13 protein-coding genes and 1 pseudogene are annotated in these 12,434 nt (G+C 72.8%); 4 read left to right on the top strand and 10 right to left on the bottom strand.

Features of this window, described 5'->3' with window-relative positions; translation table 11 throughout:
• Positions 1–39: 39 nt before the first annotated feature.
• From hisH to hisD, 5 genes are read right to left on the bottom strand one after another with little or no spacing between them, the layout of a single operon-like run.
• Positions 40–678 (bottom strand): imidazole glycerol phosphate synthase subunit HisH, encoded by a 639-nt coding sequence (gene hisH / locus EMA17_RS35215; protein ID WP_078977614.1) that lies wholly within the window; start codon positions 676–678, stop codon positions 40–42.
• A gap of 4 nt (positions 679–682) precedes the next feature.
• A complete protein-coding gene (locus EMA17_RS52715; protein ID WP_503826246.1) occupies positions 683–823 on the bottom strand; it encodes a CG2302 family histidine operon protein in 141 nt (46 codons plus the stop codon).
• Positions 824–834: 11 nt separating this feature from the next.
• On the bottom strand, positions 835–1,431 hold the full coding sequence (gene hisB, locus EMA17_RS35210) for an imidazoleglycerol-phosphate dehydratase HisB (protein WP_126641247.1): 597 nt from the start codon (positions 1,429–1,431) through the stop codon (positions 835–837).
• Positions 1,432–1,452: 21 nt separating this feature from the next.
• Positions 1,453–2,580 (bottom strand): histidinol-phosphate transaminase, encoded by a 1,128-nt coding sequence (locus tag EMA17_RS35205; protein WP_126641246.1) that lies wholly within the window; start codon positions 2,578–2,580, stop codon positions 1,453–1,455.
• Positions 2,562–3,917: a histidinol dehydrogenase gene (gene hisD / locus EMA17_RS35200; RefSeq protein ID WP_126641245.1), complete on the bottom strand. Its 1,356-nt coding sequence runs from the start codon at positions 3,915–3,917 to the stop codon at positions 2,562–2,564. The genes EMA17_RS35205 and hisD overlap by 19 nt, the downstream gene beginning before the upstream one ends.
• A gap of 108 nt (positions 3,918–4,025) precedes the next feature.
• Here hisD and EMA17_RS35195 point away from each other — a divergent pair, with 108 nt between their 5' ends.
• The 3 genes from EMA17_RS35195 (at position 4,026) to ybaK (ending at position 6,807) form a co-directional block, all read left to right on the top strand.
• Positions 4,026–5,516, top strand: a complete 1,491-nt coding sequence (locus tag EMA17_RS35195) for an oxidoreductase (protein ID WP_126641244.1) — start codon at positions 4,026–4,028, stop codon at positions 5,514–5,516.
• 39 nt (positions 5,517–5,555) lie between these two features.
• Positions 5,556–6,242 (top strand): LON peptidase substrate-binding domain-containing protein, encoded by a 687-nt coding sequence (locus tag EMA17_RS35190; protein WP_126641243.1) that lies wholly within the window; start codon positions 5,556–5,558, stop codon positions 6,240–6,242.
• A 67-nt stretch (positions 6,243–6,309) separates the two neighbouring features.
• Positions 6,310–6,807 (top strand): Cys-tRNA(Pro) deacylase, encoded by a 498-nt coding sequence (ybaK, locus tag EMA17_RS35185; RefSeq protein WP_078977609.1) that lies wholly within the window; start codon positions 6,310–6,312, stop codon positions 6,805–6,807.
• 50 nt (positions 6,808–6,857) lie between these two features.
• Here ybaK and EMA17_RS35180 read toward each other — a convergent pair whose 3' ends face one another.
• From EMA17_RS35180 to EMA17_RS35165, 4 genes and pseudogenes are all read right to left on the bottom strand, one after another.
• Positions 6,858–7,568 carry an ABC transporter permease gene (locus EMA17_RS35180; protein ID WP_126641242.1) on the bottom strand — a complete coding sequence of 237 codons (711 nt, stop codon included), beginning with the start codon at positions 7,566–7,568 and terminating at the stop codon, positions 6,858–6,860.
• Between the two features lie 78 nt (positions 7,569–7,646).
• On the bottom strand, positions 7,647–8,702 hold the full coding sequence (locus EMA17_RS35175) for an ABC transporter permease (RefSeq protein WP_503826245.1): 1,056 nt from the start codon (positions 8,700–8,702) through the stop codon (positions 7,647–7,649).
• Positions 8,588–9,493 (bottom strand): annotated as a pseudogene (locus EMA17_RS35170) (ABC transporter ATP-binding protein); the annotation flags it as partial. The gene EMA17_RS35175 and the pseudogene EMA17_RS35170, both read right to left, overlap by 115 nt.
• A 100-nt stretch (positions 9,494–9,593) precedes the next feature.
• The gene (locus EMA17_RS35165; protein WP_126641239.1) at positions 9,594–10,232 is read right to left on the bottom strand and encodes a hypothetical protein; all 639 of its coding nucleotides are present in this window, start codon (positions 10,230–10,232) and stop codon (positions 9,594–9,596) included.
• A gap of 125 nt (positions 10,233–10,357) precedes the next feature.
• On the opposite strand from EMA17_RS35165, the gene EMA17_RS35160 reads away from it, so the two are divergent.
• The gene (locus EMA17_RS35160) at positions 10,358–11,638 is read left to right on the top strand and encodes a mechanosensitive ion channel family protein (protein ID WP_246127107.1); all 1,281 of its coding nucleotides are present in this window, start codon (positions 10,358–10,360) and stop codon (positions 11,636–11,638) included.
• Here EMA17_RS35160 and EMA17_RS35155 read toward each other — a convergent pair.
• A complete protein-coding gene (locus EMA17_RS35155; RefSeq protein ID WP_126641238.1) occupies positions 11,542–12,141 on the bottom strand; it encodes a dienelactone hydrolase family protein in 600 nt (199 codons plus the stop codon). The two genes, EMA17_RS35160 and EMA17_RS35155, sit on opposite strands and share 97 nt — an antisense overlap.
• Between the last annotated feature and the right edge of the window lie 293 nt (positions 12,142–12,434).

The following is a 12,434-nucleotide window of genomic DNA, read 5'->3' as shown; positions in this document are numbered from 1 at the left end:
ATGCGATCGCGGTGCGGCGCGGTGCGCGCGCCGCGCGGGCTACAGCGTCTCGAGCCAGTTGCGCAGCAGTTGCGCGCCGGCCTCGCCGGACTTCTCCGGGTGGAACTGGGTGGCACTGAGCGCGCCGTTCTCCACGGCCGCCACGAACGGCGTGCCGTGCGTGCTCCAGGTGACGCCGGGCGGGATGTGCGGGCCGTCCTGGACCACCGGCATCTCCCACGTGCGCACCGCGTAGGAGTGCACGAAGTAGTAGCGCGTGTCGGGCGCGGCGTCGCGGAAGAGCACGCTGTCCGCGGGCGCCTCGACGGTGTTCCAGCCCATGTGCGGCACCACGGGGGCGGCCAGTCGCTCGACCGTGCCCGGCCACTGGGCGCAGCCCTCGGTGGCCACCCCGTGCTCGACGCCGCGCGTGAACAGGATCTGCATGCCGACGCAGATGCCGAGCACCGGCCGGCCGCCGGCGAGCCGCTTGTCCACGATGGTGTCGCCGCGGACCGCGCGCAGGCCCTCCATGCACGCCGCGAACGCGCCGACGCCGGGCACGAGCAGCCCGTCGGCGTTCAGCGCGGCGTGCTGGTCCGCGCTGATCTCGACGTCGGCGCCGGCGTGCGCGAGCGCCCGCTCGGCCGAGCGCACGTTCCCGAATCCGTAGTCGAGGACGATGACCTTCTTGGGCACGCGCCTATCCGATCTTCAGGACGCCGGCCGCGATCGAGAAGAACGCGCCGACGGCGAGCAGGGCGATCACGCTCTTGGGCAGGCCCTGCTTGACGAACGAGATACACCCGCCGACCAGGAAGAGCCCGAACACGATCAGGACCATCGCGCCGGTGCTCACAGCGCGCCCTTCGTCGAGGGGATCACGCCGGCCCGGCGCGGGTCGAGCACACACGCGTCGGACAGCGCCCGGGCGAGCGCCTTGAACTGCGCCTCGACGATGTGGTGCGCGTTGCGCCCGTACGGCACGTGTACGTGCAGGCAGATCTGTGCCTGGGCGACGAACGACTCCAGGATGTGCCGGGTCAGCGTGGTGTCGTAGTCGGGGCCGATCATCGGCGCCATGCGATCCGGTTCGGAGTGCACCAGGTAGGGCCGGCCGGACAGGTCCACGGTGACCTGGGCCAGCGCCTCGTCCAGCGGCACGGAGGCGTCCGCGAAGCGGCGGATGCCCTTCTTGTCGCCGAGGGCCTGGCGGAACGCGGCGCCGAGCGCGAGGGCGGTGTCCTCGATCGTGTGGTGCGCGTCGATGTGCAGGTCGCCCCGGGTCTTGACGGTCAGGTCGAACAGGCCGTGCTTGCCGAGCTGGTCGAGCATGTGGTCGAAGAAGCCGACGCCGGTGGCGACGTCGACCTTCCCCGAGCCGTCCAGGTCGATCTCGACCTCGACGGAGGTTTCCTTCGTGGCGCGTTCGACGCGACCGGTTCTTGCCATGACGGTGATTTCGACTTTCTCTCAGTCCTTCGGACGCGCGCTTTTGAGAACGTGCCGCATCGCGTCCAGGAAGGCCGTGTTCTCGGCGTCCGTGCCGGCGGTCACCCGCAGCATGCCCGGGACCCCGTTGTCGCGGACCAGGACCCCGTGTTCGAGGATCCCCGCCCAGATCGCGTGCGGGTCGTCGAACCGGCCGAACTGCACGAAGTTGGCGTCGGAGTCGGTCACCTCGCAGCCGAGCGCGCGCAGTTCCTCGACCAGCCGGTCGCGCTGTTCCTTGAGCTCGCGCACATAGCCGAGCAGGGTGTCCTCGAACTCCAGGCAGGCCAGCGCGGTGGCCTGGTTGACCGCGGAGAGGTGGTACGGCAGGCGGACCAGTTGCACCGCGTCGACCACCGCGGCGTCCGCCGCGAGGTAGCCGAGCCGCAGGCCCGCCGCGCCGAACGCCTTGGACATGGTCCGGCTCACCACCAGGTGCGGCCGGCCCTCCAGCAGCGGCAGCAGCGACGCGGTGTGCGCGAACTCGACGTAGGCCTCGTCCACGATCACCAGCGACGGCCGGGCGGCCTGCGCGGCGTCGTACACCCGCTCGACCACCTCGCCGGCGAGCGCGGTGCCGGTGGGGTTGTTCGGCGAGCACAGGAACACCACGTTCGGGCGGTGTTCGGCGATCCGCGCCAGCGCTTCGTCGAGGTCGATCGTGTAGTCGGCGCCGCGCGCGCCGGAGATCCACTCGGTGCCGGTGCCGCGCGCGATCAGCGCGTGCATCGAATAGGACGGGTCGAAGCCCAGCGCCGTGCGCCCGGGGCCGCCGAACGCCTGGAGCAGCTGTTGCAGCACCTCGTTGGATCCGTTGGCCGCCCACACCCGCTCCGGGCCCAGCGGGTAGTCGCCGGTCCGGGACAGGTAGTCGGCCAGCGCGGTGCGCAGTTCCACCGCGTCCCGGTCCGGGTAGCGGTTCAGGTCGCGGGCCGCGGCGGCGACCCGCTCGGCGATCCGCGCCACCAGCGCGGCCGGCAGCGGATACGGGTTCTCGTTCGTGTTGAGCCGCACCGGGACGTCCAACTGCGGGGCGCCGTACGGTGATTGCCCGCGCAGTTCGGCGCGGATCGGCAGCCGGTCCAGATCGCTCACGCGCCCTCCTCCCATGCCGCGAGGCCGGACAGCTCGCCGGTCGCGAAGCGGGCCCGCACGGCCGCCCCGTGCGCTGGCAGGTCCTCCGCGTCGGCCAGCACGCTGACGTGCTCGGCGACGTCGGCGAGCGCCGCGCGCGAGTAGTCCACGACGTGGATCCCGCGCAGGAAGGACTGCACGGACAGGCCCGAGGAGTGGCAGGCGCAGCCGCCGGTGGGCAGCACGTGGTTGGACCCGGCGCAGTAGTCGCCGAGCGAGACGGGGGCGAACGCGCCGACGAAGATCGCGCCGGCGTTGCGCACCCGGGCGGCGACCGCGCCCGCGTCGGCGGTCTGGATCTCCAGGTGCTCGGCGGCGTAGGCGTCCACCACGGCGAGGCCGTCGTCCACCGAGTCCACCAGCACGATCCCCGACTGCCGGCCCGCCAGCGCCTCGGTGACCCGCTCGCGGTGCCGGGTGGCGTCCACCCGCACCTTCAGCTCCTCCACGACCGCGTCGGCCAGCGCCTCGGAGTCGGTGACCAGGATCGACGCGGCCAGCGTGTCGTGCTCGGCCTGGCTGATCAGGTCGGCCGCGACGTGCCCGGCGTCGGCGGTGTCGTCGGCGAGCACCGCGATCTCGGTCGGCCCGGCCTCGGCGTCGATCCCGATCCGGCCCTTGAGCAGCCGCTTGGCGGCGGCGACCCAGATGTTGCCGGGACCGGTGACCAGGTGCACCGGCGCGCACGAGCCCGCGCCGTACGCGAACATCGCGATCGCCTGGGCCCCGCCCACGGCGTAGACCTCGTCCACCCCGAGCAGCGCGCACGCGGCCAGGATGGTCGGGTGCGGCAGCCCGCCGAAGCCGGCCTGCGGCGGCGAGGCGACCGCCATCGAGGCGACGCCGGCCTCCTGGGCGGGGACCACGTTCATCACCACGGACGACGGGTAGACGGCGTTGCCGCCTGGCACGTACAGCCCGACCCGCTCGACCGGCACCCACCGCTCGGTGACCGTGCCGCCGGGCACGACCTGCACGGTGACGTCCTGGCGGCGCTGCTCGCGGTGCACCGCGCGGGCCCGACGGATCGACTCCTCCAGGGCCGCGCGCACCTTGGGCGCGAGCGTGTCCAGGGCCGCGGCGATCGCCTCGGCGGGCACCCGGATGTCGGTCAGGCGCACACCGTCGAAGCGCTCGGTGATCTCGATCAGCGCCTCGACGCCGCGATGCCTGACGTCCTCGCAGAGGGGGCGGACCTTCTCCAGGGCCGCCTCGACGTCGAGTTCGGCTCGGGGCAACACGTCGCGCAGTGCGGCGGGGCTGTCCAGGACAGCCCGCGAGGCGGGACCGCGCAGGTCGATACGGGAGATCACCCGCCCCAGTGTAGAGACGGCTCCGAACCATACGTCCTCGCGTGTCGGACAGTGAGACGCGCGATCATGGGCGGGACGCAGCAGCCTTCCAGTGTCGGGGGAACACGGATGAGCACACCGCCGGGGCATCTGAGCGCGACCGAGATCCGCCTGTGGGAGGCGTATCGACGCGGCGAGCGGCTGAATCTGGGCACGGGCGTGCCGGCGGACGACGACCCGCGCACGGGCGCGACGTGGGGGCCGGACCGCACGGTCCGGGCCCAGGTGCTCGCCCGGCTGCTGCTCCAGCCGCCGGAGGCGGAGCCCGGTCACACCACGGCGCTGCGCCTGAGCGGCGCCCGGGTGGTGGGCGACCTGGAGTTGGGCGGCGCCCGGCTCGACGTCTACGTCTCGATGATCGGCTGCCGCTTCGAGGGCCCGATCGTGCTGAACGTGGCGAGCACGCGGACGCTGAACCTGCTCGACTGCGCGCTGACCGAGATCCAGGGCCGCAACATGCGGGTCGACGGCGACCTGTCGCTGTGCCGCTGCGAGGTGGCGCGCGGCCTGCGGATCCTGGACACGCGCGTGGACAACGACCTGCGGATCGACGACTGCGTGGTCGGTCCGGACCGGCGCGGGGTGGCGTTGATGGCCAACGGCCTGCACGTGGGCGCGGACTCGTCGATGGACCGCAGCGTCTTCCGCGGTCAGGTGAGCCTGTACGGGGGCCGGTTCGGCGGGCGGGTCACGCTGTACGGGGCGACGGTGGAGCGCCCCGGGGAGTTGGCGATGGATCTCGGGCGGATCACGGTCGAGCACTCGCTGCATCTGAGCGTGGGCTTCGCCGCGACCGGCTCGATCCGGCTCAACGACGCGCGCCTGGGCGGCGGCCTGGTGCTCAGGCGCGCGGTGATCTGCGCGAATCCCGGCGAGGAGTTGACCATGTCGCGGGTGGTCGCGCAGGGCCTGCACATGAAGCCGGCCCGGCCGCCGCGCGGACGGATCGTGCTCACCAACGCGACCTTCGGCACGCTCACCGACGGGCCGGACTCCTGGCCGGCGCCCGGCGACCTGGTCCTGGCCGGGACGCGGTACACGACGCTGCGCGCCGAGCCCCCGCTGAGCGTGCGTCAGCGGGTGGACTGGGTGGAGCGGGGCACCGCCGAATACGCCCCCCAGCCCTACGACCAACTCGCCGCCGCCTACCGCACGGCGGGCGAGGACGAGCAGGCCCGGACCGTGCTGCTGGCCAAGCAGCGCAGGCGGCGCGCCGGGTTGGGCCCGGCCGGCCGGCTCTGGGGCCATGTGCAGGACGTGGCGATCGGCTACGGCTACCGCCCGGCGCGCGCCGTCGGCTGGCTGGTCGCGCTGGTGGCGATCGGCACGGCGGTGTTCGCGGCCGATCCGCCGGCCCCGCTGAAGGCGGACGAGGCGCCGCGCTGGAACCCGTTCTGGTACACCCTCGACCTGCTCCTGCCGGTGGTGACACTCGGTCAGGACGGCGCGTGGAAGCCGACCGGGATCGGCCAGTGGCTCGCCTACTCGCTGATCCTGCTCGGTTGGATCCTCGCCGGGGCCGCGGCGGCGGGCGCGACGCGGGTGCTCAATCGTGGGTGAGATCAATGATCGACGCGCTCCGGCGGTCAGGGCCTACTCTTGGTCACCGTGACCGACCGGCTTCCGCTCTTCCCGCTCAACTCGGTGCTCTATCCGGGTCTGGTGCTGCCCCTGCACATCTTCGAGGAGCGATACCGCGCGCTGGTCCGGGACCTGGAGGCGCTGCCCCAGGCGGAGCAGCGCTTCGGCGTGGTGGCGCTGCGCACCGGGCGCGAGGTCGGCGACATCCAGGGCGATCCGCGGGCGGTCCTGCACCAGGTGGGCTGCACGGCGGAGATCGCCACGATCAAGACGCACGAGGACGGCCGCTACGACCTGGTGGCCACCGGCGCGACCCGGTTCGAGCTGGTCTCGGTGGACGACTCGGGGCCGTATCTGTACGCCGAGGTCGAATACCTGGCCGATCCGCCCGGCGAGCGGGCCGACGTGCTCGGGCTGGCCGCGACGCGGGCCTTCGCCGAGTATCAGCGCCGGCTGCTCACCGCCCAGCAGCGCACTCCGATGAGCCTGCCGGAGCTGCCCGACGACCCGGTCGTGCTGTCCTACCTGGTGGCCGCCGCGGTGGTGCTCGACCCGCACGACAAGCAGCGGCTCCTGGAGGCGGAGGACGCGACCGCCCGGCTGACCGCCGAGGTGGAACTGCTGCGCCGTGAGGCGGCGCTGCTCGACCACCTGCCCTCGTTGCCCGCGATCGAGTTGTTGCGGCAGAACATCGAACCCAACTGAACGCGGACCGGCCGAGGCGGGCCCGACCGCCTCGGGCCCGACCGACCCGACCGAAGGGCGCGCCGGCATGGCGAAGGGCAGGACCAAGGGTGGACAGGGCACCCCGGCGACGGTGGCGCTGACCCGCGAGGGCGTGGCGTTCACGACGCACGCGTACACGCACGACCCGGACGCGGCCTCGTACGGCGAGGAGGCCGCGACGGTGCTCGGCGTCCCGGCGGAGCGGGTGTTCAAGACGCTGCTCGCCGACGTGGACGGCGCGCTCACCGTCGCGGTGGTCCCGGTGGCGGGCAGGCTCGACCTCAAGGCGCTGGCCGCGGCGGTCGGCGGCAAGCGCGCGGCGATGGCCGACCCGGCGGCGGCCGAGCGGGCCACGGGCTACGTGCTCGGCGGGATCAGCCCCCTCGGCCAAAAGCGCCGGCACCCCACCGTGGTGGACGCCTCCGTGCTCGCGCTGGAGACCGTGTACGTGTCGGCGGGTCGCCGGGGCCTGGAGATCGAGCTGGCCCCGGCCGACCTGATCCGGCTCACGGACGCGGTGACGGCTCCGGTGGGGCGGGTCTAGCGGCTTCGCCCCGCAGGGGTCGGCCCGGGTACCGCGTACCGCCCCCGGGGTCAGCCCTCGTCGGACCGGTGCTTGGTGAGGTCCACCGGGGTGGACACGGTCGAGTCCGGGAACGGGCCGGGGGCGTGGTCTCGGCCCGGGCCCTGGGGCGCCCACGGCCACGGTCCCTGGAACGTCTCGCGGCGCTCCGCGGGGGCGAACCCGGCGGACAGACCGAGGAAGATCACCATCGACGCGATCGGCCACAGCAGCAGCACGCCCTTGGCCTTCAGGTCCAACTCCTGGTCGAAGCGCTTGCCCAGACCGACGCGACGCACCTCGTCGGCGATCCCGTCCGGACCGAGCGCCACGCCGACCTTGAAGGCCAGATACGCGCCGGCGATCCCGCCGACGGTCAGCGCGAGCGCGGTCGCCACGCCCTGCCGACGGAACCGCCAGAACGCGAGCGGCGCGAGCACGATGCCGGCCACCACGCCGCACACCGCGAACCAGCCGTCCAGGGCGATCGAGGTCTCGGTCTCGGGCGAGACCTGGAAGACGCCCTCCTTGGTGGCCATCAGCGGCACCCGGGGGGTGATCTGCTCCCAGACCACGCCCACGATCACGCCCACCACCAGGCAGGTCGCGACCACCGCGGCGAACGCGATCACGTCGGTGCGGTAGCGCCGCCACAGCGAGGGGGGCGCGTCGTACCCGGGCGCGAAGCCCACGTGCGCGCCCTCGGGCGACGGGTAGGGGTCGATATCCCCGGCAGACGTCATCTGGTCAGCGTCCCATGTACGGCTCGAGCCCGCGGGTCGGCCCCGCGCGGCGATGTGTCCGGTGTCGAAGGGCGTCGGCTACGCCCGGGTACTGCGCCGGAAGGCCCAGGTGGCCAGCGAGAGCATCACCACACCCACTCCCGCGCAGACCGCCAGGTTGCCGGCCACCACCGCCCAGTTCGGGTCGCCGTAACTCGCGATGAACGCGTCCACCCCGTAGGACGACGGCAGCAGGTCCCGGGCGAGCACGATCACCTCGGGCATCCGGTCCTCCGGCAGCACGCCCAGCAGCAGCGCCGCCGACATGCCCAACTGGCCGAGGAGCGTGGCCAGTTCCGGGCGCGGCGCGAGCAGCCCGAAGACCGCGCCGATGCCCGCGAGGGCCGCGCCGGACAGCGGTACGACCAGCAGCAGCACCCACAGGTTGGCCAGCGGCAGCTGGAACATCAGCGCGCCGATCACCGCGGTGGCCACCGTGCCGGGCAGCGTGAAGGACGCGTACGCGGCGGCGATGCCGAGCACCACGGCGGCCGGGCGCACCGGCAGCGTCAGGTAGTAGTCGAGCGCGTTGGCCGCGCGCAGGTTGCCGAAGTGCTGGGCGAGCAGGTTGAGCGCGACGAAGGCGACCACGAGCACGCCGGACCCGGCCACCACCGCCTCGCGGGCGCTGTCGCTGCCGGTGTCCACCACGCCGCGCATCAGGATCATGATGCCCACCGACTGGAACACCGCGACGAACAGCAGCGGCACCCGGGAGACCCGCACCCGGGACAACTGCGCGCGGTAGACGGTCAGCAGCCCGGCGGCGAGCGGCGTACCCGCCGCCGGGGCGACCGATTCGACCGGGCGTGTCGGCGCGGTCTCGATGCTCGCTGCACTCACTGGGGTCGACACCCTCATCCCTTGACCAGTCCCTGGTGGCGGCCGCCGAGCGCGAGGTAGACGTCCTCCAGGCTCGGCGTGGACAGCGTGAAGTCGTCGAGCGCCTCGAACGCGGGCCCGGAGGTGACACCGGCGAGCAGTTCGCGGGCCATTCCCGGTTCCATCCGGGTGCTCCAGCGTCGGCCCGTGCGCACCGCGCTGCGCGCGAGCATACCGACCGCCGGGTCGTCCATCGGCGGGTCGGCCCGCCAGACCAGGTCGAGTCGGACCTCGTCGCCGACCATGGCCTTCAGGCCACCGGGGGTGTCGCACGCGATCACCCGGCCCTCGTCGAGCACCGCGACCCGGTCGAGCACGGTCTCCGCCTCGATCACGTTGTGGGTGACCAGGAGCACGGTGGCGCCGCCGTCGGCCCGGCGGCGGTCCACCGCGGCCCACACCGCGCGGCGCGCGACCGGGTCCATGCCGGTGGTCGGCTCGTCCAGGACCAGCACGGGCCGATCGCCCACCAGCGCGGTGGCCACGCAGGCCAGTCGGCGCTGGCCGCCGGAGAGCTTCTTCAGCGGACGGTCCGCGATCGGGCCGAGTTCGAGTTCGTCGAGCACCGCGTCGCGCTCGGCTCGGGCCCGGTGGGCGTCGAGCGCGCGCAGCCTGGCGGTGGTCTCGATCGCGAGGGCGACGGTCAACTCGTCCAGCGCGCCGGACTCCTGGCCGAGGTAGGCGACGAGTCGGGCGGCCACGTCGGGGCGGCGCACCAGGTCGTGGCCGAGCAGGTCGATGCTGCCGGAGTCGGGCCGGAGCAGGCCGGTGAGCTGGCGGACCAGGGTGGACTTGCCCGCGCCGTTGGGCCCCAGCAGGCCGAAGATCTCGCCCCGGCGCACGTCCAGGTCGATCGTGTCGTTGGCGGTGACGACCTGCCGATCGCGCCGGCGCCCGGTGCGATAGGTCCTGGTCAGGCCGCGCACCGTGAAGCACGGGTCGGCGTTCGCGCGCTCGCCGGGAATGGTCACGCTCCGCTCGTCCGTTCCGGGCAGCTTGTACATCCGACCCCGCGCGTCGTCCTGAAGGTGGTGGTGACGGTGTGCGGCGCCCGCGACGCGCGTCAGGAGGTGCGCGCGCGGGGTGACACACGACCCGACGACTCTACGCGGTCCGCCCGGCCGGTCCGCCGCCCGCCTCCTCCGCGAGCAGCACCCGGGCCCGCCGCCACTGGTCGCGCGGCAGCACCGCCCGCCAGTCGATCGCCGCGAACGCCGCCTCGCGCTCGGGGTCCAACCGCCGAGTCGCCCGGGCGGCGGCGAGGCGCAGCAGCGGGAGCGGCCGGGTCGGCAGGCCCACCCGGGCGGTCTCGCGCTTGAGGTTGGGCCACCACACGGTCGCCGCGTCGGTCAACTCCCCCTCGGCGGCGCCGAGTCGATGAAAGGCGGCGAGCCGCCCGACCGCACGCGAGATCATCCACTGCGTCAGCGCCGCGAGGCAGAACAGCACAAGCAACACGATTCCCAGGGGCGGGAACAGAAACAGCGCCGGAAGGCCGATCAGCACCAACGAATACTTGACCAGAAAGACGAATTCCAGCCGGCCCAGCACCACCTTGCCCGCCAGGTAGCGGATCAGCAGGGCGGTCTGCCGCGCGGTGAGCCGGGTGTCCACGTCCGGGTCGAAGGCGGTCGCGCCGGCCTCGGCGGAGCGCTGTGCCGCGGCCCGGGAAGCGCTGCGGAACCGCTGTCCGCGACGCACCGCGCCGAAGCCGGCTTTGCCGATCCTGGTCCATTTGGACATCGCGCGTCCTCCGTGCCGTGCACCACCCGAACCAGCACGCTATCGCCCCCGCGAACCCCCGGGGCGCCTCCCGCGCGCCCCGCGAGGCGATGGGTGACCTCGGCGGGCTCGGGTACCGTACGTGTTTGACCGCAAGCCCCTGGGAGGCCTTCGACGTGGACGTGTGGCACATACTTCGCCCGCTCATCGTGCTCGTCTCGGTGATCGCCTTCACGGGCCTGGTGACCTGGGGAATGGCTCGCCTGGCCCGCGAAGTACAGACCCGCAAACCACTGACCGGACCACTGTGGTCGATGGCGCGGCGCGGCCGCGCCTCGATCGTGGCGACCCTCGGCACCTCGATGCTGTTGCTCGCCGAGCCCGCCGCCGCGCTGCCCGAGCGCAGTCGGGGGATGATCCGGCACATCCTGGTGCTCGCGGTGATCGCGGCCTGCTCGTGGCTGATCGTGCACGCGGTCACCCTGCTGGTGAACACCTCGTTCGAGCGCTACGCGGCGAACGCGACGGACACCGGCCGGGTGCGCCGGATACAGACCCAGATCGCGCTGATCCGGCGCACGGCGGTGGCGATCGTCGGGATCATCACCTTCGCCGCGATGATCATGACCTTCCCGGGCATGAAGACGATCGGAACCAGCCTGCTCGCCTCCGCCGGTCTGCTCGGCGTGGTGGCCGGTCTGGCCGCGCAGAGCGCGCTGGCCAACCTGTTCGCCGGGTTGCAGATCGCGTTCAGCGACATGGTCCGGATCGGCGACTCGGTGGTGGTCAACCAGGAGATGGGCACGATCGAGGAGATCACCCTGACCTATCTGGTGGTCAACACGTGGGACCAGCGCCGGATCGTGATGCCGGTGTCCTACTTCACCTCGCGGCCGTTCGAGAACTGGTCGCGCACCGACACCCGGATGACCGGGACGGTGTTCCTGCACCTGGACCACTCGGCGCCGGTGAGCGAGTTGCGCGAGGAACTGCACCGGATCCTCAAGGACACCGGCCTGTGGGACGGCCAGGGCTGGAGCCTGTACGTCACCGACACCACGCCGACCACGATCCTGGTCCGCGCGGTGGTCACCGCCCGCGACTCCGACGACCTGTGGACGCTGCGCTGCGAGGTCCGCGAGAAGCTGCTCGACTACCTGCGCCGCGAACACCCGTACGCGCTGCCCCGGATCGCCACCGCGCCCGCGCCGCTGGGCAACGAGGCGGTGGGCCCGTACAGCGGGAACGGGCGCTTCGCGAAGGCGCGTCCGACCCCGCAGGTGCCCGCGCAGACCGGTCCGCGCAAGTACGTGAGCCTGGCCAAGAAGCCTCAGTCGCTGGCCGCCGCGGCCGCCGCGGCCGAGTCGATCTCGTTGAGGAAGTCCGAGGCGATCGCCCAGGCACGCGCGGCGGCCTCGCGGTCGTAGTCCGGCAGCCCGGGATCGGTGAACAGGTGACCGGCGCCCCGGTAGCGGTGGATCTCCACATCCGCCCCGGCGCGGCGCATGCCCAGATACCAGGTCCCCAGCCAGTCCTCGGTCTCGAACGGATCCGGCTCGGCCACGTGCAACTGCACCGGCACCTCCGTCACGGCGTCCTCACGCAGGTCGGAGGTGCCGTGGAACATCAACAGCCCAGCCGCGGTGCGATCCGCGAACACGGCGTTCTGCGCGATCGAGGCCCCGAGCGAAAAGCCCGCGTACACAAGCCCCTCCCCCAGCCCCGCAGCCACCTTCACCGCCCGCCGAATCAGCTCGTCCGCACCGATCTCGTCCTTGATCTCCATGCCTTCTTCGATCGACTCGGTGCAACGCCCGTCATACAGATCAGGCACCACCACCTCATGCCCGAGCCCCCGCAACCACCCGGCCGCGTCCTGAACGGCGGGCCGCAGCCCATAGGCCGAGTGAAACAACACGATGCGGGCCACGAGAACAAATCCTTCCGAAGAACAATCCCCCCACAACAAACCCCCAACGGTACCGCCCAGCGGGGCGAGCCGAACTCGGAAGCTCGTGATCCCCGACGAGCCGAATGCATCACGCACCGAAACCCGGCCGGCAGGCAGCGGGGAGCAGGCAGGCGGTCGGGTCGAATCCCCCGGGCGACCTTCCCGAGCGGGCCGGGTGGCTTCCAACGCGCGTCGCACTCTCGGCTGCGGACCGGCCGGCGCCGGGCGGGTCCGGGCCGTGGGGTGGGCCGCCGGCGGCGGCGTGCGGAGCT

The organism is Embleya hyalina, from assembly GCF_003967355.1.
Lineage (GTDB): Bacteria > Actinomycetota > Actinomycetes > Streptomycetales > Streptomycetaceae > Embleya > Embleya hyalina.
This window is presented reverse-complemented; position numbering and strand designations above follow the sequence as displayed.